This window comes from Streptomyces triticirhizae, from assembly GCF_003696235.1.
Lineage (GTDB): Bacteria > Actinomycetota > Actinomycetes > Streptomycetales > Streptomycetaceae > Streptomyces > Streptomyces triticirhizae.
Window position 1 is genome coordinate 1 of the sequence record NZ_RFFJ01000091.1, and the last position, 23,892, is coordinate 23,892.

Sequence of the window (23,892 nt, forward strand, 5' to 3'; positions counted from 1 at the left end):
CCGCCGGTGCTGCCGGCGCAGCGCGGCGGCGGCACCGCGCCGGCGCCCACGCCCGCCACCGACGCCGGCTACGCGCTCCTGCGACTGCGGGTCGTGCGGGCGGCGTTGGCCGCGCAGCGGCCGGTGCGGTTCGCCGGCCGCGAGTTCGGCTGGCTCCCGAAAACACCGCTGCCGCTGCCCCGGGTGTGGGGCCTGCGCCTCTTCCCGCGCGCCGGCGAGCCGGAGGAGGTGGCGCTCGACCAGCGCCTCGGGGCGCTGTCAGCGACCGCCCGCGCCGCCTACGCGCTGCGCAGGATCGACGGCCTGAGCCCGGCCGAGATCCGGCTGTTGCTGGCCGGCGCCGGAGAGCCGGAGCATCGGATCGATGCGGCGATGGCCGCCGCCGACGCGGTGGAGAGCGAGGCCCCGCTGGTCGACCCGTGCGCCCTCCAGGCGCGCCCGACCGACCTGTTGCGGCGCCGGCAGCGCACCAGGACCGCGCTGGTCGGCGCGGTGGCGGTGGCCGTGGTGGTCTGCGGGTTCGCGGTGTTCCCCGACGGCTGGGGTCCGGACGGCGCCGCCGCCCCGCCGTACAGCGAGAACGCGGCGGCCCAGGCGGCGCTCGACCCGGCCGGGCTGCGGCGGATGCCGGCCGACGCCTGGCGGCAGGCGGCGCGGACGGACTTCTCCGTGTGGCCGGCGCGCGGTTCGGCGCTGGACGACACGGGTCTGTTGCGGCGGGCGTTGGCGGTGTGGGCGCGGCCGGGTGACGAGGTGCGGGTCTCGGCGACGCCCGGCACGCAGACCGGTCCGCCGCCGGGCCCGGCGCAGTTGCTCTTCGCCGGGGAGGTCGGCGGGATCTCCGTGGTGTTGCTGCACGACGGGCTGCGGCTGGTGCGGTATGCGGAGCCGACGGGGGCCCGGGAGGGCGAGGTGGTCCTGGATCTGGCCCGGGTGGACGGCGCCGGGCTGGCGGGCGCCTCGGCCGTGGTCGTGCAGCGCGGGGACGGCAACACCCGTTATCTGCTGGCGCCTTGGGTGACGGAGGCTGCCTCGACCGACCTGCTGGTCCCGGGCCGGCCGGCCGCCGAGCTGCCGGTGGACGAGCACGGGGTGAGCGGCCCCCTGCACTCCGCGCGCCAGGACGGGGCGTGCACCGAGGTACCGGCGCTCCAGCTGACGGCGGACGGCGCGACGGGAAGCGGCGCGGGCACCGGCACCGGCACCGGCACCGGCACCGGCACCGGAGGAACGAGAGGGGGAACGGACGCGGCCGGCCCGCTTCTCCTCGCGGATCTGGGTGAGTTGACGCCGGCACTGCTGACCCGTGGCGCGCCCGGCGTCGCCGGGGACGGCGGTTCGGTGGCCGCGACCCGGGAGGCGTGGGGCCCGTTGGCCTGCCAGCTGGCGTCGGTCGGTGGCGGCGGGGTGCGGTCGGTGAACGCGTGGGAGTTCGCCGAGCAGTCGCTACCCGAGGACGGCGGGACCGCGCGCTGGGTCTGTGGCCGGGCGGAGACCTGGCGCGGCACGGGCGCGCGGGTGTGGACACAGTTCCTCGACCCCTCGCACGAGGAGGACGACGGGGCGGTGGTGACGGCGGCGGCCGAGGACGTTCCGTCCTGTGGTGAGCGCCAACCGGGCGTGTTGAGCGGGGTGTTGTGGCGCTCGCAGGACGCCGGCTGGTTCCTGTTGGCGGCCGGCAGCGAGGAGGTCGTCGAGATCGCGGCGGGTGGCGCGGTGACGGGCCGGGACGAGGGCAGGACCTTGGCGCTGCCGGCGGAGGAGGGCGCCCAGGCGCGGTTGACCGCGACCCTGGCCGACGGCGGCGAGTTGGCGATGCTGGGCGACTGAACCCGATGAGCCCGGGCGAAGCCCGGGGGTCGGCGGGACCGGCGGGCCGGCGGGGCCGCGCAGGCTCCTCCGACAGAGCCGTGCAATCCCTTTCGCAAGTTCTTGCGAGTTGCTACCTTGCCCGCGTGCCCCGGCCGAGCGGAGGGCCGCCTCGGGCCTCACGCGCCCGCTCGGCCGGGGCTCTCCGCCGCGCGGACGCCGCCGAGTGACGAGCCGTCACATGCGGCCATGCGATCAACTATCAACTAATTCAAACGCGTTACCTAGGCGGGCTCGCGTTCCTCCGTTAACTTCTGGGGCGTTCCCTCGATGTTCTGTGTGACTCTGTTGCCGTTTTGCTGAGGAGTCGAGCATGAGCAAGCGCCCGTCGAGCCGCGCGGATGGCCCTCGTTCCCGGAGTCGCCGTCGGACTGCTCACGGGTCAGGCGGCCTCGGCCGCCCCGCCGCCCCCACCACGCTCAACGAGGCTCCGCTGGACCGCCGGGCGCTGGTCGCCGACCTGGACACCACGGAGAAGAACACCAGGCCGGGGCACCACCGCACCGCCCACACCACCCGCACGAGAGCCACACCACACGAGAGCACCACCACACGAGAGCACCACACCGCACTGGAGCACGACCACGCACTGGAGCACGACCACGCACCACCCCGTCGTCAACACCCCCACATCCCACGGGAGTTCACCCCCATGCCCCTGTCAGCGAACCGAGCCGCCAGACGGCTGGTGGGAGCGCTGCTGGCGCTTCTGCTGCCCGTCTCGTTGGCGGTCGCCCTGGCGCCATCCGCGTCCGGCGCGCCCGTCTGGGAGCCCAAGGAGCCCCGGCTGACCACCCCCTGGACCGACGAGGTCGGCCCGGACAACGCCCTGCCCGAGTACCCGCGCCCCCAACTCACCCGCCCCGACTGGCTGAACCTGAACGGCGTCTGGGAGTTCACCGGGGCGAGCGACCTCGACGCGCCGCCGATCGGCCAGGAGCTGGACGAGGCCGTGCTGGTGCCCTACCCGATCGAGTCCGCCCTCTCGGGCATCCAGCGCCACGAGGACACCATGTTCTACCGGCGCGCCTTCACCGTGCCCGAGGACTGGTCGGGTGAGCGGATCAAGCTCAACTTCGGCGCGGTCACCTGGGAGACCAGGGTCTGGGTCAACGGCACCGAGGTCGGCGGCCACACCGGCGGCTTCGACCCGTTCTCCTTCGACATCACCGACGCGCTGGGCGGCGGCGAGAACGAGATCGTGGTGGGGGTCCACTCCCCCGTGGACGCCGGTGACTTCCCCATCGGCAAGCAGCGCCTCGACCCGGACGGCATCTTCTACACCGCCAACTCCGGCATCTGGCAGACCGTCTGGCTGGAGCCGGTGTCGGCGGCGCACATCACCCGCCTGGACACCACGCCCGACGTGCCCGACGGCGAGCTGGACCTGGTGGTCCAGGCCGAGGGCGCCGAGGGCCACCAGGTGGTGGCCGAGGTCCTCGACGGCGACACCGTGGTGGGCAGCGCCACCGGCGAGGCCGGCGGCGAGCTGTCCGTCCCGGTGCCGGACGCCCGGCTCTGGTCGCCCGAGGACCCGTTCCTCTACGACCTGCGGGTCACCCTCACCGGGCCCGACGGCGCCACCCCGGGCGACAGCGTCGGCGGCTACTTCGGGATGCGCTCGCTGGGCGTCGGCCAGGTCGGCGGCGTGACGCGCCCGCTGCTCAACGGGGAGTTCGTCTTCCAGATGGGCACCCTGGACCAGGGCTACTGGCCGGACGGGCTCTACACCGCGCCCACCGACGAGGCGCTCGCCTGGGACCTGGAGGCGCAGAAGGCGCTCGGCTTCAACATGGTCCGCAAGCACATCAAGGTGGAGCCGGCGCGCTGGTTCTACCACGCGGACCGGCTGGGCCTGCTGGTCTGGCAGGACATGCCCTCGCCCAACACCGTGGACGAGCCCAGCGCCGAGGGCAAGGCCAACTACGAGGCCGAGCTGGCCCGGATGGTCGAGAACCTCAGGGGCATCACGTCGATCGTCCAGTGGGTTCCGTTCAACGAGGGCTGGGGCGAGTACGACGCGGGCCGGATCGTGGACCTGATCAGGGAGTTGGACGACACCCGGCCGGTCAACCACAACTCCGGCTCCAACTGCTGCCTGTCCGACCCCGATCCGGGCAACGGCGACGTGATCGACGACCACGCCTACCAGATGTCGGGCGGCACCCGGCCGCCGGACGACGACCGGTTCGCGGTGCTGGGCGAGTACGGCGGCCTGGGCCGGGCGATCGAGGGCCACGAGTGGGAGCCGGGCGCCGGCTTCGGCTATGGCGCGCTGTACCCGGACGAGGCGTCGCTGACCAACCGCTATGTGACCATCACCGAGGAGGTCGGTCGGTTCGTACACGGCCGGGGCCTGTCGGGCTCGGTCTACACCGAGCCCTACGACCTGGAGAACGAGGTCAACGGCTTCTACACCTATGACCGGCAGGTGCTCAAGGTCAACGCCGACCAGGTGCGGGCCGTCAACGAGCGGGTGCGGGCCGAGGCGGGAGGCGGCCAGGTCCGCACCGGGGAGCCGGTCTCGCTGCGGGTCACCACCGACGGCTTCGACGACCGCTATCTGCGGCACACGGGCGGCGTCGCGCGCACCGACGTCGTCGACGAGGGCAGCGCGGACACCGACCGGCGGGACGCGGTCTTCTTCAGCCGTCCCGGCCTGGCCGACGCGTCCTGCGTCTCGTTCGAGGCGAGCAACCAGCCGGGCGGCTATCTGCGGCACGGCGCCGACGACCGGCTGGTGCTGGGCGAGGGCGGCCCCGAGGCGACCTTCTGCCCGACGCCGGGGCTCGGCGGGGGCGGCACCTCGCTGGAGTCGTTCAGTGAACCGGGCTCGTTCCTACGGCACTTCGAGGAGGGCGTGTACCTGGCGAGCGAGGGCGGCGACCAGCCGTGGGACACCCCGGAGTCCTTCGCCGCCGACGCGACCTGGGCGGTGGCCCTGCCGCTGTGGCGCAGCGGCGCCGAGCTGCCGCTGGACGAGCGGGTCTCGTTCCAGGTGACCTCGGACGGGTTCACCGACCGGGTGCTGCGCCACCGCGAGTCGCTGGCCAGGACGGACGTGATCGCCGGGGACAGCGCTCAGCAGGACCGCGAGGACGCCACCTTCGTGGTGCGCCGGGGCCTGGCCGACCCGTCCTGCTACTCGCTGGAGGCGGCCAACCAGCCCGGCAGCTACCTGCGGCACGCCGAGTTCCGGGTGCGGCTCGCCCCGGACGACGGCAGCGAGCTGTTCGACCGGGACGCCACGTTCTGCGCCCAGCCCGGCGCGTCGACGGGCAGCGTCCGGCTCGCCTCGGTCAACGAACTGGGAGGGAACATACGGCACTTCGCCGAGGAGGTGTGGGTGGCCGTGAAGGGCGGCGGCCACGACTACGACCTGCCCGAGTCCTACGAGGCCGACGTCAGCTGGCGGGTGATCCCGGCCCTGGCGCCGTAGCGCCACCCGGCGTTCCGGACGCGTGGCGCCCCTCCCCGGCAGGGAGGGGCGCCACGTCCGTTCGCGGGCGTCGCCCGGCGCTCACGCCACCGTCCCGTCGGGGCGGCGGCGCAGCGCCCGCCCGGGCAGCGCGCCCGTCGGCCGCCCGTCGTCGATCGCGGGAACGCCGCCGACCAGCACGTACGGGATGCCGCGCGGCAGTTGCCTGGGCCGCTCGAACGTCGCGGTGTCGGACACCGTCTCCGGATCGAAGAGCACCAGGTCGGCGTGGTAGCCGGCGCGGACCAGGCCCCGGCCGGCGAGCCTCAGCCGCCGCGCCGGGGTGCCGGCCAGATGGGCCACGCACTCGGCCAGGCTCAGCACCCCCAACTCCCGCACGTAGCGGGCCAGATAGCGGGGGAACGTGCCATAGGCCCTGGGGTGCGGGCGGGCGGTGGCCAGCAGGCCGTCGCTGCCGCCGGTGTGCGCCGGGTGCCGCATCAGGGCGCGGACGTTCTCCTCGTTGCCCACCAACTGGAGGATGCCGGTGGACAGTTCGTCGCCCAGCAGCAGCGCGCGGGCCGCCTCGAACGGGGGCCGGCCGGCCCGGGCCGCCAGCTCGGCGACGGTGGACCCGACCGCCGCCGGGTCGCGGGAGCCGGCGATCCGGATGGTCTCCCACTCCACCGGCACCCCGTGGCAGCCGTCAGAGCCGGCCACCTCCAGGTCGTGCCGGACGCGGGCCAGCGCCGCCGGGTCCCGCAGCCGGGCCAGGGTCGCGGCGGGGCCGCCCTCGGCGGCCCAGCTGGGCAGCAGCGCCGCGAGCGTGGTGGAGCCCGGCAGGTAGGGATAGCTGTCCAGGGTGAGGTCGACGCCGTCCCGCTCCGCCGCGTCGAGCAGCGCCAGCAGCTCGCCCGAACGGCCCCGGTTCACCGCGAAGTTGAGGGTGGCATGGGCCAGGTGCAGGGCGCAGCCCGAGCGGCTGGCCACCGCCACCATCTCGGCGTAGGCGTCCAACGCGCCGGCTCCGTAGGAGCGGTGGTGCGGCGCGAAGAACCCGCCGTGCTCCGCGACGACCCGGCAGAGCGCGACCAGTTCGCCGGTGGGCGCGTACATCCCCGGCGGGTAGGTGAGCCCGGCGGACAGGCCAACGGCGCCCTGGGCCAACCCCTCGGCCAGCAGGGCACGTTGGGCGTTCAGCTCGGCCTCGGTCGCGGGCCGGGCGTCCCAGCCCATCGCCAGCATCCGCACCGAGCCGTGCGGCACCAGATAGCAGGCGTTGACCGCGATGCCCGCGTCCAGCCGGTCCAGATAGCCCGCCACGTCGCGCCAACTCCAGTCGAGGCCGGGCGGGTCGCCGTTCCAGCCGGCTATGGCCTGCCGCACCTGGGGCAGCGTGGCGTCGTCCACGGGCGCGTACGACAGGCCGTCCTGGCCGAGCACCTCGCAGGTCACGCCCTGGGCGACCTTGGCGAGGTGGTCGGGATCGGTCAGCAGCGCCAGGTCCGAGTGGGCGTGCATGTCGACAAAGCCGGGGGCGAGCGCCAGCCCGTCTGCGTCCAGCGTCCGCCGGCCCGTCAGCCCGGGGCCGCCCACGGCGGCGATCCGGCCACCGTCCACCGCCACATCGGCGCGGAACGGCGCCCCGCCGGTGCCGTCCACCACCAGCGCGCCCCTGATCAGCAGCTCCGCCACCGCCGCTCCTCCCGTCGAAGGGCGCGTCCGCGCGCCCGAGCGTTCCGCCCGCCGTACCGCGCGCGGGCCCGCGTGGTCTACCCTGCCGCCGGCACCCACCCCGGCGGAAGGCGACGCCCTCATGAGCGACCCCACGAACCCCACGAACCCCACGAACCCCACGGACCCGACGGACCCCACGGACCCGACGGACCCGGCGCAAGCGGCCAAGACGGCGGTGCGCACCGAGGCGGCGCCCGCGCCCGCCTGGAACTTCTCGCAGGGCCTGCGCAAGGGCCCGCTGCTCCAGGTCTCAGGACAGGGCCCGCAGGACCCGGCCAGCGGCGCCTACGTCCACCCCGGCGACGTGCGGGCGCAGACGGCCCGCACCCTGGAGAACGTGCGGGCCGTCCTGGCGGCCGGCGGCGCCGGCGTCGAGGACGTGCTGATGTTCCGCGTCTACCTCACCCGCCGGGAGGACTTCGCCGCGATGAACGAGGCGTACGGCGCGTTCGTCCGCGAGCACTGCCCCAGCGGGGTGCTGCCCTGCCGCACCACCGTCTTCGTCGAACTCCCGCACCCCGACATGCTGGTGGAGATCGACGCGCTGGCCGCCGTCTGACCGGCGGCGGCCGTCAGCCGGCGGGCGCGGCGGCCGTGGAGCCGCGCACCACCAGCTCGGGCTGGAAGACGAACTCCGTGTGCTGCACCGGGTTTCCGTTGATCTCCTCCAGCAGGGCGTGCACGGCGGCCGAGGCCATCGCGGCGACCGGCTGCCGCACCGTCGTCAACGGCGGGTCGGTGAACGCGATCAGCTGCGAGTCGTCGAAGCCGATCACCGACACGTCCGCCGGCACCGCGAGACCCCGCTGCCGCACCGCCCGGATCGCGCCCAGCGCCATCATGTCGCTGCCGCACACCACGCCCGTGCAGCCGTCGTCCAACAGGGCGGCGGTGGCGGCCTGTCCGCCCTCCAGGCTGAAGAGGGTGTGCCGCACCACGCCCGTCACGGGCCGCCCGTCCGCCGAGCCGCGCGCGTTCTCCTCGGCCACGGCCGCCTCGAAGCCGGCGACCTTCCGCCGCACCGGGACGAAGCGGTGCGGCCCGACGGCCAGCCCGATCCTGCGGTGGCCCAGCTCCCGCAGGTGCCGCACCGCCATCCGGCTGGCCGCCGCGTCGTCCGGGGAGACGAAGGGCGCGCCGATCCGCTCGTTGAAGCCGTTGATCAGCACGAACGGCACGCCCCTGCCGGCGAGTCGGGTGTAGCGGGCCGGGTCGGCCGAGGTGTCGGCGTGCAGCCCGGAGAGGAAGACGACGCCGGTGACGCCGCGCTCCACCAGCTGCTCCACCAGCTCGTCCTCGGTGGCGCCGCCCGGGGTCTGGGTGCACAGCACGGGCGTGTAGCCGTAGCCGGCCAACGCCCGCTCGATGACCTGCGCGAACGCCGGGAAGATCGGGTTGGTCAGCTCCGGGATCACCAACCCGACCAGCCCTGCGCTGCGTTGCCGCAGCCGCACCGGCCGCTCGTAGCCCAGGATGTCGAGCGCGGCAAGCACCCGCTGCCGGGTCGCGGCCGCCACGCCCGACCTTCCGTTGAGCACCCGGCTGACGGTGGCCTCGCTGACCCGCGCCTGCTGCGCGATGTCCGCCAGCCGGGCGGGAACGGGTGATCCCGGCTGGCTCACCCCTGCCACCAGGCGGTGGTGTCCGCCGGCAGCGGCCCGTCCGCCCGGCACGGGCCGCTGGCCAGCAGCAGCCGCGCCCCGGCGCAGCCGGCCGGCAACTCCACTGGCGCCTCGGTGGTGTTGGCCACCACCAGCACCGCGCTGCCGTCCGCGCCCCGGCGGCGGAAGGCCAGCACGCCCTCGGGCGCCTCCAGCCACTCCACGCCGTCGCCCGCGCCCAGCGCCGCCTGCTCCCGGCGCACCGCCAGCGCCGAGCGGTACAGCTCAAGCGTCGAGTCGGGGTCGCCCTCCTGCGCCTGCACCGACAGTTCGCCCCAGCCGGCCGGCTGCGGCAGCCAGCCGGCGCCGCCGCCGAAGCCGAACGAGGCCCCGTCCCTGGTCCACGGGATCGGCACCCGGCAGCCGTCGCGCAGCCCGTCCTGGCCGTCCTGCCCGTCGCCGCCGCTGCCCCGCCGGAAGAACGCCGGGTCCTGCCGCGCCTCGTCCGGCAGGTCGGTCACCTCGGGCAGCCCCAACTCCTCGCCCTGGTAGACATAGGCCGAGCCCGGCAGCGCCAGCATCAGCAGCGTCGCGGCGCGCGCCCGCGCCAGCCCGCCGCCGAGCCGGGTGCGGTGGCGGACCACGTCGTGGTTGGACAGCACCCAGGTGGTGGGCGCGCCGACCGGGCGCATCGAGTCCAGCGAGGAGTCGATGACCCGCCGCAGCTCGGCGGCGTCCCAGGGGGTGTTCAGATAGTGGAAGTTGAACGCCTGGTGCAGCTCGTCGGGCCGCACATAGAGCGCGGTGCGGCTCTCGTTGGGCGTCCACGCCTCGGCCACGCCGATCCGCTGGTTCGGGTACTCGTCGAGGATCTGCCGCCAGGCGCGGTAGATCTCGTGGACGCCGTCCTGGTCGAAGAACGGCAGCACCTGGGTGCCCAGCAGCCGCAGTTGCCCGGCGTGGCCCATGTCCGGCAGGCCGGGCGCCTTGACCAGGCCGTGGGCCACGTCGATCCGGAAGCCGTCCACGCCCATGTCCAGCCAGAACCGCAGCACCGAGCGGAACTCGTCGCGGACGGCCGGGTTCTCCCAGTTGAAGTCGGGCTGTTCGGGCGCGAACAGGTGCAGGTACCACTCGCCGTCCGGCTCGGGCAGCCGGGTCCAGGCCGGCCCGCCGAAGATGGACTCCCAGTCGTTGGGCGGCAGTTCGCCGCCCGAGCCGCGCCCAGGCCTGAAGTGGTAGCGGTCCCGCAGCGGGGAGCCTGGGCCCTCGCGCAACGCGCGCTGGAACCACTCGTGCCGGTCCGATGAGTGGTTGGGCACCAGGTCGACGATGATCCGCAGGCCCAGGTCGTGGGCGTCACGGATCAGCGCGTCGGCGTCGTGCAGGTCGCCGAACATCGGGTCGATGGCCCGGTAGTCGGCGACGTCGTAGCCGGCGTCGGCCTGCGGCGAGGCGTAGAACGGGCTGAGCCAGACGGCGTCGACGCCGAGCCGCGCCAGATGGGGCAGCCGGGACCTGATGCCGGCCAGGTCGCCCATCCCGTCGCCGTTGCCGTCGGCGAAGGAACGCGGATACACCTGGTAGATCACCGCGTCCCGCCACCACTCGGGCGGGCGGGGCGCCGCCCCCGACTCGGGCGTGGGGCGCGGGGCGCGGGCTTCGCTGGTCGGCCGGGTGCGGTCAGCGAGGTGCTGGGTCATGACATCCCTGGTTTTCGGGGCAGTTGACGAGGCTGCTGACGGGTGGGGTCGCGGTGGGGGGGCACGCCGCCGTCAGGACGTTCTCAGGACTTGGTGGCGCCGGCGGTGAGGCCGGACTGGAGGTGCCGTTGCGCGTAGCCGAAGACCACCGTCGCGGGCACGGCGATGAGCACGGCGGCGGCCGTCATCAGATGCCAGTCCTGGGTGTGCTGGTTGACGAAGGTCTGGAGGCCGCCGGCGAGGGTGAGGTTGTCCTCGCCGGTCATGAAGGCGGTCGCGTAGGCCACCTCGGCCCAGGCCGTCACGAAGGTGTAGAACCCGGTGACGGCGAGACCCGGCCGGGCCAGCGGCATGATCAGCCGCCAGAAGGTGCCGAACGGGTTGAGCCCGTCGACCCGGCCCGACTCGTCGATGGAGACGGGGATGGTGTCGAAGAAGCCCTTCATCATCCAGGCGCAGAACGGCACCGCGATGGTGAGGTAGGTGACGATCAGCGCGACCGGCTGGTTGAGCAGGCCGTAGCGCGACATCAGGTTGTACAGCGGCACGATCAGCACCGCCATGGGGAACATCTGGGTGATCAGCAGGGTCCACATCAGCGGCCGCATCCCGGGGAACCGGAAGCGGCTGAGCGCGTAGCCGGTGGTCGAGGAGATCAGCACGCCGACCACGGTGGTGACGAGGACGATCAGCACCGAGTTGCCGAACCAGGTGAGGAACGCGGTGTCGTTGACCACATGGTCGTAGTTGTCCAGCGTGAAGTCGGCGACCAGCGAGAGCGAGAAGGTCTCGCTCTTCGGCTTGAACGAGGTCACCAGCAGCCACAGCGGCGGGAAGAGCGCGATGAACGCGGCCACCAGCAGCGTGAGATGGAGCCCGAACGAGGCCAGCGGGCCGCGTTCGCCGCGCCGCCGCACCCGCCCGCGCGGGCGTCCGTTCGTTCCCCGACCCGCTGGCCCCGGCACCGGCAGCGGCTCGGTCCCGTCGACCCGGGTGGTATCGGTCGCCATGGTCACCACACCTCTCCCTGTCGCCGCAGCGCCCTGCGGTAGGCGATCGCGAACAGCACCAGCATCAGCAGGATCAGCACGCCCCAGGTCGCCGAGCCGGCGAAGTCGCGGGGGCTGTTGATGAACGCCAGCCGGAACGCCTCGGTCACCAGGATGTCCGTGGACCCCGCCGGCCCGCCCCGGGTCAGCAGGAAGATCACCGGGAACATGTTGAACGTCCAGATGGTGGAGAGCAGCACCACCGTCATGGCGACCGAACGCACCCCGGGCAGCGTGATGTTGACGAAGCGCTGCCAGGCTCCCGCGCCGTCCATCTCGGCCGCCTCGTACTGCTCGGCGGGGATGGACTGGAGCGCGCCCAGCATCGCGATCAGCATGAACGGCACGCCCAGCCACACGTTGACCGCGATGACCGCGATCTTGGCCCAGGTCGGGTCGGACAGCCAGGCGATGCCCTCGATGCCGCCGGAGTCCAGCACCCCGTTGAGGATGCCGTTGCGCTCGTTGAACAGCATCCGCCAGGCGAAGATCGACACGAACGCCGGGATCGCCCAGGGCAGGATCAGCGCCATCCGGTAGAGCGTGCGGCCCCGGAACGCGCGGTTGAGCATGTTGGCCAGGGTCAGCCCGATGACGAACGTGATGCCGACGCAGGCCACCGTCCACACCACGGTCCAGCCGAGCCGGTCCCAGAACACGTCGTCGGTGAGGACGTCGCGGTAGTTCTCCAGGCCGACGAACTCGTAGGTGGCCTCGATGGTGTTGACACCGATGGTGCGCTCGACGTTGGCCTCGTCGGCGTCGGTCAGCGAGAGGTAGATGCCCCGGACCAGCGGATAGCCGATGATCACGGTGATCACCGCGACCACCGGCGTGATCATCGCCCAGGCGTACCAGTAGTCCGCCAGCCGGTGCCGCAGCGCCCTGCGGCGGACGCGGGGGCGGCCGCCGGGCGCCCCGGCCCCGGCGGTGGCCGGGACCGGGGACGCGGGCGTGCCCTGGGGGTTCGGGGTGGCGTCGATGGGTGCGGCGTCAGTCATGGTGTCGGCCCTCCGTCCCGTGGGGCCCGTGCTCACTGCCAGTCTTCGAGCAGGTCACGGTAGGCGTCGCCGGTGTCGTTGGCCGCCTGCTCGGGGGAGGCGGAGCCGGTGAGCATGGCCTCGTTGGAGGTCCGCAGCGGCTCGAAGAGCGACTGGGCCTGCGGAATCCAGGGGCGCTCGTGGGCGACGTCCACGGCCGGCTTGAAGAACTGCACCATCTCGTTGCCCTCCACCGCCGGCTCCGCGTAGACGGACTCGCGGGTCGGCAGGAGGCTCAGCTCCTCGGTGATCCTGGCCTGGGTCTCGGCGGACGCCATGTACTTCACGAACTCGAAGGAGGCGTCGGCGTCCGGGGTGCCGGCGTAGACGCCGTAGTTCCAGCCGCCGAGCGGGGAGCCTTGCGCCTCGCCGCCGGCGGGGACGGGGGCCACGCCCAGGTCCTCGCCGAGCGCCGCCTGGGCGTCGGCGATGGCCCAGGGGCCGTTGATCATCATGGCGATGTCGCCGTCGGCGAAGGCCGACATCATGTTCTCCCAGCCGTCGCTGGTGTCGGTGATCGCGACGCCCGACTCGACCAGGTCGTTCATCTGCTCGAACGCGGCCACGCCGGCCGCGTTGTCGACGGTGACCTCCTGCGCCCCGGCGTCCACCAGGTCGCCGCCCTCGCCGTAGAGGAACGGCAGGAACCAGTACGGGTCGTCGCCGCGCACATAGAGCGGGGTGGTGCCGGCGTCCTCGTAGGCGGCGGCGTCCTCGCGGATCTGGTCGAGGGACTCGGGCACCTCGACGCCGGCCTCCTCCAGGAGGGCGCGGTTGTAGAAGAGGGCGAGGGTGTCGGTGACCTGCGGCACCGCGTAGGTCTGGCCCTCGTACTGGGTGCTCGCCCAGGGCTCGGCCAGGAAGTCCTCCTGGTCCTCCAGCGCGGCGGTGTCGTCCAGCGGGTAGAGGTAGCCGAGGCTGGCGAAGTCGGCGACCCACGCCACCTCGGTGCGCATCACATCGGGAGCCTCGTTGGCGCCTGCGGCGTTCTTGAAGCGGTTCTGGGCGTCGTCGAAGCCGACGTTGACGTAGTCGACGGTGACGCCCGGGTGCTGGTCCTCGAACTCCTTGGCGACGGCCTCGAAGACCGCGGCCTCGGTCTCGTTGGAGGTGTCCCAGTAGGTGACGGTGCCGGAAAGCTCCCCGCCCTCGCCGCTCCCGCCCCCGCTGTCCCCGCCGTCGTCCCCGCCGCAAGCTGTTGCCGCAACAGCCAGTGCTGCCAGCACGGCCGTGGTCCCTATGCTGCGCCGCATGTGAACTCCTTCAACCGTTCGCCCGATTTGGGGCGGTATAACCACCCTATGCGCCGCGCCACCGCGGCGCCGGGCCGAGCAGGAACGTAACAGTGACGCAAGACTTTGGAAAGACCTTGCGGCAAATTTCTGCAAGAGTGCGCTGGACAGGACTTTTTCCACCACGGAGCGCACCCGCGACCGCCCGGCGGACGACGACCCGACACCCTGGGGGCGGCCTCCCGCCGGCTCGCGCGAGGCGGCGCCGAGCACGGAATATCCCCACATTTCCGCACGGAAGCCCAGCTTCGCCAGGCCGCCGGTAGGCAGTGTCGGCGGCGCCGGGTAAGGTCCCGGACTGTGACCGCGCGGCTAGCCGACATCGCAGCCCAGGCGGGGGTCAGTGAGGCGACCGTCAGCCGGGTGTTGAACGGCAAGCCCGGCGTCGCCACGGCCACCCGCGAATCCGTCCTCGCCGCCCTCGACCTGCTGGGCTACGAGCGGCCGGCGCGGCTGACCAAGCGCAGCGCCGGCCTGGTCGGGCTGATCACCCCCGAGCTGGAGAACCCGATCTTCCCCGCCTTCGCGCAGGTCATCTGCCAGGCACTCACCCGTCAGGGCTACACCCCGGTGCTGGCCACCCAGACCCCGGGCGGCTCCACCGAGGACGAGCTGACCGGGATGCTGGTGGAGCGCGGGGTGACCGGGATCATCTTCGTCTCCGGGCTGCACGCGGACACCTCCGCCGACATGGAGCGCTACGACCGACTCCGCGCGAGCGGCGTCCCCTTCGTTCTGATCAACGGCTACGCGCCGACCGTTCGCGCCCCGTTCGTGTCGCCCGACGACCGGGCCGCGATGCGGCTGGCCGTGACGCACCTGGTGTCCCTGGGCCACCGCAGGATCGGCCTGGCGCTCGGACCGATCAGGTTCGTTCCGGTGCGACGGAAGTTGGCCGGCTTCCTGGAGGGCATGGCCGCCGAGCTGGGCCTGCCGGCCGAGCGGGCCGAGGAGCTGGTCCAGCACTCCCTCTTCACCCTGGAGGGCGGGCAGGCGGCGGCCTCAGCGCTGCTGGAGAAGGGCTGCACGGCGGTGATCTGCGCCAGCGACATGATGGCGCTGGGCGCGATCCGCGCGGCGCGGCAACGAGGTCTCGCGGTGCCCGGGGACTGCTCGGTGATCGGCTTCGACGACTCGCCGCTGATCGCGTTCACCGACCCGCCGTTGACCACCATCCGCCAGCCGGTGCCGGCGATGGGCCAGGCCGCCGTGCGGGCGCTGCTGGAGGAGCTGGGCGGAACGCCGGCGCCGCCCAGCGAGTTCGTCTTCATGCCCGAGCTGGTGGTGCGCGGCTCGACGGCGGCCGCGCCGGCGCGCTGACCCCGCCCGAGGTGGTGCCTGGGACGCCCCTGACCTGGCTCTCCGGGGTGGCATCCATCGGACGATGGAGACGAACCGGGCCGAAGACCAGACCGGAGGATGATCGGGCGGACTGAGTCGCTCTGGCAGACTAGTGGCCCATGGGGGCAACCAGCATCAGTCCGAGCGATGAACGAGTGGAAGCGGACGTGTCCGTGACCGACCGACACAACACCCTGTCCGCCCCCGGCAGACGCTTCTCCCGTCCCCGGCTTCCCGCGCGCCCTCGGATCTGGTTCGAACTGCTGCTGATCGCCGTCAGTTACGCGATCTACTCCGCGATCCGCAACGCGGCACCCGACCGGGTCGCCGACGCCCAGAAGCACGCCCGCTGGATCTGGGACCTCCAGGGCCACCTGGGCCTGGCCTTCGAGCGCTCGGTCAACCACGCGGTCGAGGGCGTCACGTGGCTCGTGGTGACGATGAACTACTACTACGCCACGCTGCACTTCGTGGTCACCATCGCGGTGCTGGTGTGGCTGTTCCGCAGCCACCCGGGGCGCTACGGGCCGACCCGGCTGGTGCTCTTCGTCACCACCGGGGTGGCGCTGATCGGGTACTACTTCTTCCCGCTGGCGCCGCCGAGGCTGATGGAGGGCATGGACTTCATCGACACGGCCAGCGTCCACCAGACCTGGGGCTCGCTCTCCGCCGAGGACAGCGCGATGGCCTCGGTCTCCAACCAGTACGCGGCCATGCCGTCGATGCACATCGGCTGGTCGGTGTGGTGCGGGATCACGATAGCCGTCCTGGCCAGGCCGCTGTGGATCAAGCTGCTGGGGGCGCTGTACCCGGTGGCGACGCTGCTGGTGATCGTGGCCACGGCGAACCACTTCTGGCTGGACGCGGTCGGCGGGCTGGTGTGCCTGGGCGTGGGCTACCTGGTCTCCCGACTGTGGTTCGGGCGGCTGTGCTACCGGCTCCCCCGGGAGGTTCCTCCGGAGAACGCGGAAGCCCCACCGGGGGAGGCGAAGGCCCGGGCCTAGCGGCTAGCGGCGCGGGCCGGCTGGCCCGCCCGCCCTCGTTACTCCCCCTCGTAGAACACCCGCTCCACAACCCCCCGCGCCCGCCGCGTCACGCGCCGGTAGTCGTCCAACATGCGGCCCGCCGTGCCGGGTTCGTAGCCCAGGTAACGGGCGACCGCCGCCGTCTCCCTGCTGTCCGTCGGGAACGTGTCCAGCGGCCGGCCGCGCACCAGCATCACCGCGTTGCGGACCCGGGAGGCCAGGACCCACGCCTCGTCGAGGATCTCCGCGTCGTCCGCCGACAGCAGCCCGGCCGCCGTCGCGGCGGCCAGCGCCGGCCGGGTGCCGGTGGTGCGCAGCGCGGGCAGCTCCGCCGCGTGGCGGAGCTGCAACAGCTGGACCGTCCACTCGATGTCGGAGAGCCCGCCCCGCCCCAGCTTGGTGTGGGTCGTCGGGTCGGCGCCGCGCGGCAGCCGTTCCGCCTCCATCCTGGCCTTCAGCTTCCGGATCTCGAAGACGTCCTTCTGGGCCAGGCCCTCGGCCGGATAGCGCAGCGGGTCGACGAGTTCGACGAAGCGCCGGCCCAGGTCCTCGTCCCCGGCGACCGGCTCGGCGCGCAGCAGCGCCTGGCTCTCCCAGACCAGCGACCAGCGGCGGTAGTACGCGGCGTAGCTGGCCAGCGAGCGGACCAGCGGCCCGTTGCGGCCCTCGGGGCGCAGGTCGGTGTCGACCAGCAGCGGAGGGTCCACGCTGGGCAGTTGGAGCAGCCGGATCATCTCGTTGGCCAGCGCCCTGGCCTGGTTGGCGGCGGCCGACTCGTCCGCGCCGGGCAGCGGGTCGTGCACCAGGACGACGTCGGCGTCCGAGCCGTAGCTCAGCTCGCGCCCCCCGAAGCGCCCCATCGCGATCACCGCGAGCCGGGTCAGCGGCTCCTCGCCCCCGGCGCGGCGCGCGGCGGTCGCGGTCTCCAGGGCGCCGACCAGGGTGGCCGCGTTGATGTCGGTGAGCGCGTCGCCGACCAGGTCGAGGGCGGCGCCGTGGTCGGTGAGGGCGTCCGGGCTGTCCTCGGGCGCGTAGGCGCCGATGATGTCGGCGGCGGCCGTGCGGAACATCTCGCGCCGGCGCACGCCCCGCGCGGCGGCGGCCGCGTCCTCCGGGGAGCCGGCCCGGCCGACGGCCGCGCGCACCTCCTGGGTGAGGGCGGCCCGGCCGCGCGGCGCGAGCCCTGCGGGGTCGCCGAGCAGGGCGACCGCCTCGGGGGCGCGCAACAGCAGGTCGGGGGCGAGCCGGCCGGCGGACAGGACCCGGGCGAGGTTCTCGGCCGCCGCGCCCTCGTCGCGCAGCAGCCGCAGGTACCAGGGGCTGGAGCCCAGCGCGTCGGAGACCTTGCGGAAGCCGAGCAGCCCGGCGTCCGGGTCGGCCGAGTCGGCGAACCGGTCCAACAGCACGGGCAGCAGCGTGCGTTGGATGGCGGCCTTGCGGCTCACCCCTGAGGCCAGCGCGGTCAGATGGCGCAGCGCGGCGGTCGGGTCGGTGTAGCCGAGGGCTTCGAGGCGTTCCTTGGCCGCGCCCTCGCCGAGCCTGGCCTGTCCCGCCTCCAGCCGGGCGACGGCCTCCAGCAGCGGCCGGTAGAACAGCTTCTCGTGCAGCCGGCGCACGCCGGAGGTGTGCCGGCGCCAGGCGTCGGTCAGCTCCCTGACCGGGTCGCCGGTGAAGCCGAGGGAGCGGCCCAGGCGCCGCAGCTCGGCCTCGTCGGTCGGCATCAGATGGGTGCGGCGCAGCCGGTGGAGCTGTATCCGGTGTTCGACGGTGCGCAGGAAGCGGTAGGAGCGGTCCAGTGCGGCGGCGTCGGCGCGGCCGACGTAGCCGCCCTCGGCGAGCGCGGCCAGCGCCTGAAGGGTGGGTGCGTGCCGCAGCTCGGGGTCGGTCCTGCCGTGCACCAGCTGGAGCAGCTGGACGGCGAACTCGACGTCGCGCAGCCCGCCGGGCCCGAGCTTGAGTTCCCGCTCCAGCTGGGCGGCGGGGACGGAGCGCTCGACGCGGCGCCGCATCCGTTGCACGTCGGGGACGAAGTTCTCCCGTTCGGAGGCCCGCCAGACCAGCGGGTCCACGGCCGCGCGGTACTCCTCGCCCAGCGTGAGGTCGCCGGCGATGGGCCGGGCCTTGAGGAGCGCCTGGAACTCCCAGGTCTTGGCCCAGCGTTGGTAGTAGGCGAGGTGGCTGCTCAGGGTGCGCACCAGCGGGCCGTTGCGGCCCTCGGGCCGGAGGTTGGCGTCGACGGGCCAGATGGTGCCCTCGGCGGTGCGCTCGGAGCAGATCCGCATCATGGCGGAGGCCAGCCGGGTGGCGGCGCGCAGCGCGGTCTCCTCGGGGACGCCCTCGACGGGTTCGGCGACGAAGATCACGTCGACGTCGGAGACGTAGTTCAGCTCGCGCCCGCCGCACTTGCCCATGCCGATGACCGCCAGCCGGCACTGGGCGGCGTCGCCCGGGGCGCCGGCCTCCGCGATCCGCAGCGCGGCGCGGAGCGTGGCGGTGGCGAGGTCGGCCAGCTCGGCGGCGGTCTCGGCGAGGTCGCTGCTGCCGGTGAGGTCGCGGGCGGCGATGGTGAGCAGCGCCCGGTGGTAGTGGACGCGCAGCGCGTCGCGGTCGTGGGCGTCGGCGAGCGCGGCGGTGAACTCCTCGGTGCCGGGGTGCAGGTCGCTGGTCTCGAACGCGACCAGGGCCTGCCAGGTGGCGGGGTGGCGCACCAGTTCGTCGGCGAGGCCCTCGGAGGCGCCGAGCACGGCGAGCAGCCGGTCCCGCAGCGGCTTGGCGGCGAGCAGGGTGTCCAGCAGCCGGGGGCGTTCGGCCTCGGGCTGGGCCTCGACCAGCCGGGCGAGCGCGCGCAGCGCCTGGTCGGGGTCGGCGACCGAGCCGAACGCGTCCAGCAGGGCGGGGTGTTGGGCGACGGGCCGCAGGGCCGGCGTGTCGAGCAGGCGGTCGGCGGCCGAGGCGTCGGTGAACCCCCGGCGCAGCAGTTGTCCGAAGCGGCTGTCCCTTCGTCCTCCCACCGGCACCGTGGTCGTCCCCTCTCGGTCCTGACCTGGCGACCGGCCGCCGTGGCGCGCGGCCGGTCCTGTCGGAACGAAGCCTAGCCACGCCCGCCTCGGTGCGTTCCTCGGCGTCCCGGTCGGGGGCGTTCAGGCGCCGCGTGCCGGGGCCGGGGCGATGTTGTGGTTGAAGCGGAACATGTTGTCCGGGTCGAAGCGGCGCTTCAGCTCGGCCAGCCGGGGGACGTCGGCCGGGTCGTGCACGTCGGGGGCGGCGGCGACGGCCAGCGGGCCGGTGAGGAAGTTGACGTAGGAGCGGCCCGTGGACCAGGGGATCATCCGCTTGATCAGGGCGTCGGCGTAGGAGCCGGTGGACTCGGGCGGGGAGATCACCATCAGGCTGAAGACGGCGTCGCGGTTGCCGACGGCGCTGGGCGAGGCGGGCGGCCGGCCGGCGGCGCCGCCGAGGTGGCGCAGCTCCAGCATGTAGGCGGGGCACTGGGAGACCTCGGGCCCGACGAGGGTGAGGACCTGGTCGACGGCGGCGGCGTCGAGGCCGCGCAGCATCACCGAGTGCGCGTGGTGGTCCAGCGGCTCGACGGGGTCGTCGTGGACCCGGGCGATCTCCAGGTAGGGGCGCTCGGCGACGGTGTCCAGCAGCGGCGCGGTGACGGCGCGCAGCGGGGCGAGCAGCGCCTCGCCCTCGGCGACGGGCCCGGTGTGGGCGACCCGCAGGTGCAACACGTGGGCCCCGCGCAGCGGTTCGGGGAACGGCGGCATGTCGGGGAAGCGCACCAGGGCGAGCGAGGTGGTCATGGTCTCGGGCACGGTGGCCGTCCACTCCCGCCAGGTGTGGGTGACCTCCGCCGCCGCCCAACCGGGGAAGAAGAGCCCGCCGCCGTAGAAGCGGTCGACCGGCACCAGGCCGAACTCCAGCTCGGTGACCACGCCCAGGTTGTCCTTGCTGCCGCGCAGGCCCCAGTAGAGGTCGGGTTCGCCCTCGGGTCCCGCCTGCCGGACGGTGCCGTCGGCGGTGACCACCTCCAGGCGGGTCACCAGGTCGGCGGCGTAGCCGTACCGCCTGGCCAGCGGGCCGAGGCCGCCGCCCAGGGTGTAGCCGACGACGCCGACCTGCGGGGACGAGCCGTTGAGCGGGGCGAGGCCGTGCGCCCAGGCTGCCCTGATCACCTGCTCCCAGCGGGCGCCGGCGCCGACCCTGGCGGTCCTGGCGGCGGGGTCGACATGGACGTCGGTCATCCGGTGGGTGCTGAGCAGCAGCCCGCCGTCGGCGGGCCGGGTGATGCCGTGTCCGGTGGCGCGGACGGCGACCGGCAGGCCCCGTTCGGCGGCGTGCGCGACGGCGGTGCGGACGTCGTCCCGGTCGGCGGCGGCGACGGTCAGCTCCGGGTCGTGCCGGGCGACGCCGTTGAACGGGGCGGGCGGGGCGGCCGGTTCGGCGGCGGCGCTGCTGGCGTCGCCGGGGTCGAAGACGGCGCCGCGCAGATGCCGGGCGAGCTGCCGGGCGAGCGGATGGGCGGCCACGTGAGGTCCTCTCGGCTGTGCGCTGGGAAGCACACAGTCTTGAGGTCCGGGGGCCCTTCTTACATCCCTCGTATGAGCGTCGCCGGATCACCCGGAGGCGCGCGGGCTCGTTCGCGCGCCCCCTTTCACCCCTGTCCGCCGTCTGGCTGCCCCCTCAGAGGACCGGCAGGTTCTTGCGCAGTTCGAAGGCCGTCACCTCGGAGCGGTACTCCTCCCACTCCTGGCGCTTGTTGCGGAGGAAGAAATCAAAGACATGTTCGCCGAGGGTCTCGGCGACCAGCTCGCTGCGCTGCATCAGCTGAATGGCTTCCCCCAGGTTCTGCGGCAGCGGCTCGATGCCCAGCGCGCTGCGCTCCCGGTCGGTCAGCGCCCAGACGTCGTCCTCGGCGCCGGGCGGCAGCTCGTACCCCTCCTCGACGCCCCTGAGCCCGGCGGCCAGCAGCACCGCGTAGGCGAGGTAGGGGTTGGCGCCGGAGTCCAGGGAGCGGACCTCGACCCGGGTGGAGACGGTCTTGCCCGGCTTGTACATCGGCACCCGGATCAGCGCGGAGCGGTTGTTGTGGCCCCAGCAGATGTACGAGGGCGCCTCGCCGCCGGCGCCGGCGGTGCGCTGGGCGCCGCCCCAGATCCGCTTGTAGGAGTTGACCCACTGGTTGGTGATGGCCGAGATCTCCCCGGCGTGCCGCAGCAGCCCGGCGATGAACGACCGGCCGACCTTGGAGAGTTGGTACTCGGCGCCGGTCTCGTGGAAGGCGTTGCGGTCGCCCTCGAAGAGCGAGAGGTGGGTGTGCATCCCCGAGCCCGGGTACTCGGAGAACGGCTTGGGCATGAACGTGGCCTGCACGCCCTGCTCCAGCGCGACCTGCTTCATCACCAGCCGGAACGTCATGATGTTGTCGGCCGTGGAGAGCGCGTCCGCGTACCGCAGGTCGATCTCCTGCTGGCCGGGGGCGCCCTCGTGGTGGGAGAACTCGACGGAGATGCCCATCGACTCCAGCATCGTGATGGCCTGGCGGCGGAAGTCCATGCCCACGTTCTGCGGGGTGTGGTCGAAGTACCCGGAGGAGTCGGCCGGGGTGGGCCGGCTGCCGTCCACGGGCTTCTGGTTGAGCAGGAAGAACTCGATCTCGGGGTGGGTGTAGAAGGTGAAGCCCAGGTCGGAACTCTTGGCCAGGGCCCGCTTGAGGACATAGCGGGGGTCGGCGTAGGAGGGCGAGCCGTCCGGCATCAGGATGTCGCAGAACATCCGCGCGGTGCCGGGGGATTCGGCCCGCCAGGGCAGGATCTGGAAGGTGCCGGGCGAGGGCTTGGCGATCATGTCGGACTCGTGGACCCGGGCGAAGCCCTCGATGGCCGAGCCGTCGAAGCCGATGCCCTCCTCGAAGGCCTGCTCCAGCTCGGCGGGGGCGACCGCGACGGACTTGAGGAAGCCCAACACGTCGGTGAACCACAGCCGCACGAAACGGATGTCCCGCTCCTCCAGCGTGCGGAGCACGAACTCCTGCTGCTTCTCCATTTCCACCCATCCTCGCTGGTCAGACGGCTCTCGTCCCCGGCCGCGCGGCGGACGGGACCGCTCAGGGGACTCCCGAGCATCCCATCACAGGATTTCCGACGCGTTGCGGTTCGGCGACCGGACGTCCCGGGGCCGTTGGCTCCATTGTGGGGCACCGAGGGCGGGGCCCCGGAAGGCGACCCTTGGCCATGGGTTCACAGACCGACAACTCCCCGCGTTCGAGCGGGAAACCGCAGGTCAGCGCCGACCCCGAGGCGTTGCCAGCCGACCGGAACCCGGTGTCGGCCGCTCGATCGGGGGAGCTTTGCGCAAGTGCCTGCGGCACCCGCTGGAAGACCTCTACTCTCCTGTGTCACATAGCGAGTTGTGACAGCTACGGCTAGTCGCGGCCGCGCGCCGGCGCACATGTCAGTGGCATGGGCCACCGTCGCGGCCCGACCGTCCCGTCCCTTCCCCGTCGAGTCGTCCCAGTCCGCCGCAAGCCAGTGAGGAAGCCCATGGTGCACGTCGGTTCATTAGAGCGAACCAGCCGACCGGTCCTGCCCACAGGACGGTGGTTCGTGCCGCCCGCCCTGGTGGCGCTCGGCGCGCTGGGCGCCGTGTTCCTGGTGCCGGCCGACGCCCGCCTGGCCGTGGTGTGGTGCGGCGCCCTGGCCACCCTCGCGGTGCTGCTGATCGCCGGCGAGACCGCCCGGCGCGGCCGGGCCGTCGAGCTGCTGAAGGCCCGCCTCCACCAGCATGTCGCCGACGCCGACCTGATGGCGTACGACCTGCTCCCCGTCGCCCTGGACCGGATGAAGAACGGCGACCTGGAGGACGACGTCATCCCCTCGCTCCCCGAGGAGACCTCCTCCGACCCCCAACTCGTCGCCGCCTTCGAGGGGATGGCCTACGGCATCCTCGACGTGCTGCGCGAGAAGGAGTTGCAGCGGGACTCGGCGAAGCGGGCGATCGTCAACATCGCGCACCGCATCCAGTCCGAGATCCACCGCCTCCAGGACGACATCGCCACGATGCAGTTCCGGCACGGCACGCCCGATGTGCTCAGCGACCTGATGCACCTGGAGCACCGCATCAACGTCACCGGCCGGTTCGCCACCAGCCTGGCCGTGGTCGGCGGCGGCGCCCCCGTGCGGCGCTGGGCCAGGCCCATCTCACTGCACGACGTGATGCGCGCCGGCTCCGGCCCGATCAACGAGTACCTGCGCGTCGAGCAGCACCGGGTGATCGAGACGGCCGTCGTCGGCCACGCGGTCGAGCCGCTGATCATGATCATGGGCGAGCTGCTGGACAACGCGACCCGCTACTCCCCGCCCACCAGCACCGTGGTGATGAACACCGAGGAGGTCGCCTCGGGCGTCGAGGTCTCCATCGAGGACAAGGGCGCCGGCCTCACGGAGGAGTCGCGGCGCCGGGCCGAGTTCCTGCTCCAGCAGGGTGTGGACGGCCTCGACCTGGAGGACCTGGGCGAGACCGCCAGGATCGGGCTGCGCGTCGCCGGCATCCTGGCCAGCCACCACGGCGTCAAGATCTCGCTGCGCCCCTCCACCTGCGAGGGCGTGCGCGCGGTCGTCTTCATCCCCGACGACCTGCTGACCGCCGTTCCCCCGCCCAAGTACCCGGTGCCGGCGCTGCGGCCGACGCCCCAGTGGCACCTGCCGATCGGCGAGTTGGACGAGGAGCCGCAGTACGAGCGCAACGCCAACGGCCTGCCGCAGCGCCGCCGGCGGCGGCACGCGGCGGCGGCCGGCGGGCACACGGCGGCGGCC

General features: G+C 73.2%; 14 protein-coding genes and 2 pseudogenes. 7 read left to right on the forward strand and 9 right to left on the reverse strand.

Annotated elements, in window-relative coordinates:
- The 3 genes and pseudogenes from EBN88_RS30600 to EBN88_RS32735 form a co-directional block, all read left to right on the forward strand.
- Window positions 1-1,830: hypothetical protein (locus tag EBN88_RS30600; protein WP_122184705.1), on the forward strand; the 1,830-nt coding region annotated here is incomplete at its 5' end.
- Window positions 1,831-2,521: 691 nt separating this feature from the next.
- Window positions 2,522-4,828: pseudogene (locus EBN88_RS16810) on the forward strand (AbfB domain-containing protein); the annotation flags it as partial.
- 48 nt (window positions 4,829-4,876) lie between these two features.
- Window positions 4,877-5,308 (forward strand): annotated as a pseudogene (locus EBN88_RS32735) (AbfB domain-containing protein); the annotation flags it as partial.
- 81 nt (window positions 5,309-5,389) lie between these two features.
- On the opposite strand, the gene EBN88_RS16815 reads toward EBN88_RS32735, so the two are convergent.
- Entirely contained in the window at window positions 5,390-6,982 is a 1,593-nt protein-coding gene (locus EBN88_RS16815) for an N-acyl-D-amino-acid deacylase family protein (RefSeq protein WP_233580737.1), read from the reverse strand.
- A gap of 121 nt (window positions 6,983-7,103) precedes the next feature.
- Here EBN88_RS16815 and EBN88_RS16820 point away from each other — a divergent pair, with 121 nt between their 5' ends.
- Window positions 7,104-7,583 carry a RidA family protein gene (locus tag EBN88_RS16820; RefSeq protein ID WP_122184708.1) on the forward strand — a complete coding sequence of 160 codons (480 nt, stop codon included), beginning with the start codon at window positions 7,104-7,106 and terminating at the stop codon, window positions 7,581-7,583.
- 13 nt (window positions 7,584-7,596) lie between these two features.
- Here EBN88_RS16820 and EBN88_RS16825 read toward each other — a convergent pair whose 3' ends face one another.
- The 5 genes from EBN88_RS16825 to EBN88_RS16845 all read right to left on the reverse strand — a co-directional run bounded on the left by EBN88_RS16825 (window position 7,597) and on the right by EBN88_RS16845 (window position 13,670).
- Complete coding sequence (locus EBN88_RS16825) at window positions 7,597-8,655, reverse strand: LacI family DNA-binding transcriptional regulator (RefSeq protein ID WP_407703420.1); 1,059 nt, start codon at window positions 8,653-8,655, stop codon at window positions 7,597-7,599.
- Window positions 8,643-10,328, reverse strand: a complete 1,686-nt coding sequence (locus tag EBN88_RS16830) for a glycoside hydrolase family 13 protein (protein WP_122184709.1) — start codon at window positions 10,326-10,328, stop codon at window positions 8,643-8,645. Before EBN88_RS16830 ends, EBN88_RS16825 begins: the two co-directional genes overlap by 13 nt.
- Window positions 10,329-10,411: 83 nt before the next feature.
- Complete coding sequence (locus tag EBN88_RS16835) at window positions 10,412-11,338, reverse strand: sugar ABC transporter permease (protein ID WP_122184718.1); 927 nt, start codon at window positions 11,336-11,338, stop codon at window positions 10,412-10,414.
- 2 nt (window positions 11,339-11,340) lie between these two features.
- Entirely contained in the window at window positions 11,341-12,378 is a 1,038-nt protein-coding gene (locus EBN88_RS16840) for a carbohydrate ABC transporter permease (protein ID WP_122184710.1), read from the reverse strand.
- A 32-nt stretch (window positions 12,379-12,410) separates the two neighbouring features.
- Window positions 12,411-13,670 (reverse strand): extracellular solute-binding protein, encoded by a 1,260-nt coding sequence (locus tag EBN88_RS16845; protein ID WP_122184711.1) that lies wholly within the window; start codon window positions 13,668-13,670, stop codon window positions 12,411-12,413.
- 339 nt (window positions 13,671-14,009) lie between these two features.
- Here EBN88_RS16845 and EBN88_RS16850 point away from each other — a divergent pair, with 339 nt between their 5' ends.
- Both EBN88_RS16850 and EBN88_RS16855 read left to right on the forward strand, forming a co-directional pair.
- The gene (locus EBN88_RS16850; protein WP_122184712.1) at window positions 14,010-15,029 is read left to right on the forward strand and encodes a LacI family DNA-binding transcriptional regulator; all 1,020 of its coding nucleotides are present in this window, start codon (window positions 14,010-14,012) and stop codon (window positions 15,027-15,029) included.
- A gap of 140 nt (window positions 15,030-15,169) precedes the next feature.
- Window positions 15,170-16,054, forward strand: coding sequence for a phosphatase PAP2 family protein (locus EBN88_RS16855; protein ID WP_122184713.1), 885 nt, complete (start codon window positions 15,170-15,172; stop codon window positions 16,052-16,054).
- Between the two features lie 38 nt (window positions 16,055-16,092).
- Here EBN88_RS16855 and EBN88_RS16860 read toward each other — a convergent pair whose 3' ends face one another.
- The 3 genes from EBN88_RS16860 to glnA form a co-directional block, all read right to left on the reverse strand.
- Window positions 16,093-19,092, reverse strand: coding sequence for a bifunctional [glutamine synthetase] adenylyltransferase/[glutamine synthetase]-adenylyl-L-tyrosine phosphorylase (locus tag EBN88_RS16860; RefSeq protein ID WP_122184714.1), 3,000 nt, complete (start codon window positions 19,090-19,092; stop codon window positions 16,093-16,095).
- Window positions 19,093-19,215: 123 nt separating this feature from the next.
- Window positions 19,216-20,607, reverse strand: coding sequence for an FAD-binding oxidoreductase (locus EBN88_RS16865; RefSeq protein WP_122184715.1), 1,392 nt, complete (start codon window positions 20,605-20,607; stop codon window positions 19,216-19,218).
- Between the two features lie 154 nt (window positions 20,608-20,761).
- Complete coding sequence (gene glnA, locus EBN88_RS16870; protein ID WP_122184716.1) at window positions 20,762-22,123, reverse strand: type I glutamate--ammonia ligase; 1,362 nt, start codon at window positions 22,121-22,123, stop codon at window positions 20,762-20,764.
- A gap of 560 nt (window positions 22,124-22,683) precedes the next feature.
- Here glnA and EBN88_RS16875 point away from each other — a divergent pair.
- Window positions 22,684-23,892 (forward strand): ATP-binding protein (locus tag EBN88_RS16875; protein ID WP_147472745.1); only part of this gene is annotated, 1,209 nt, incomplete at its 3' end.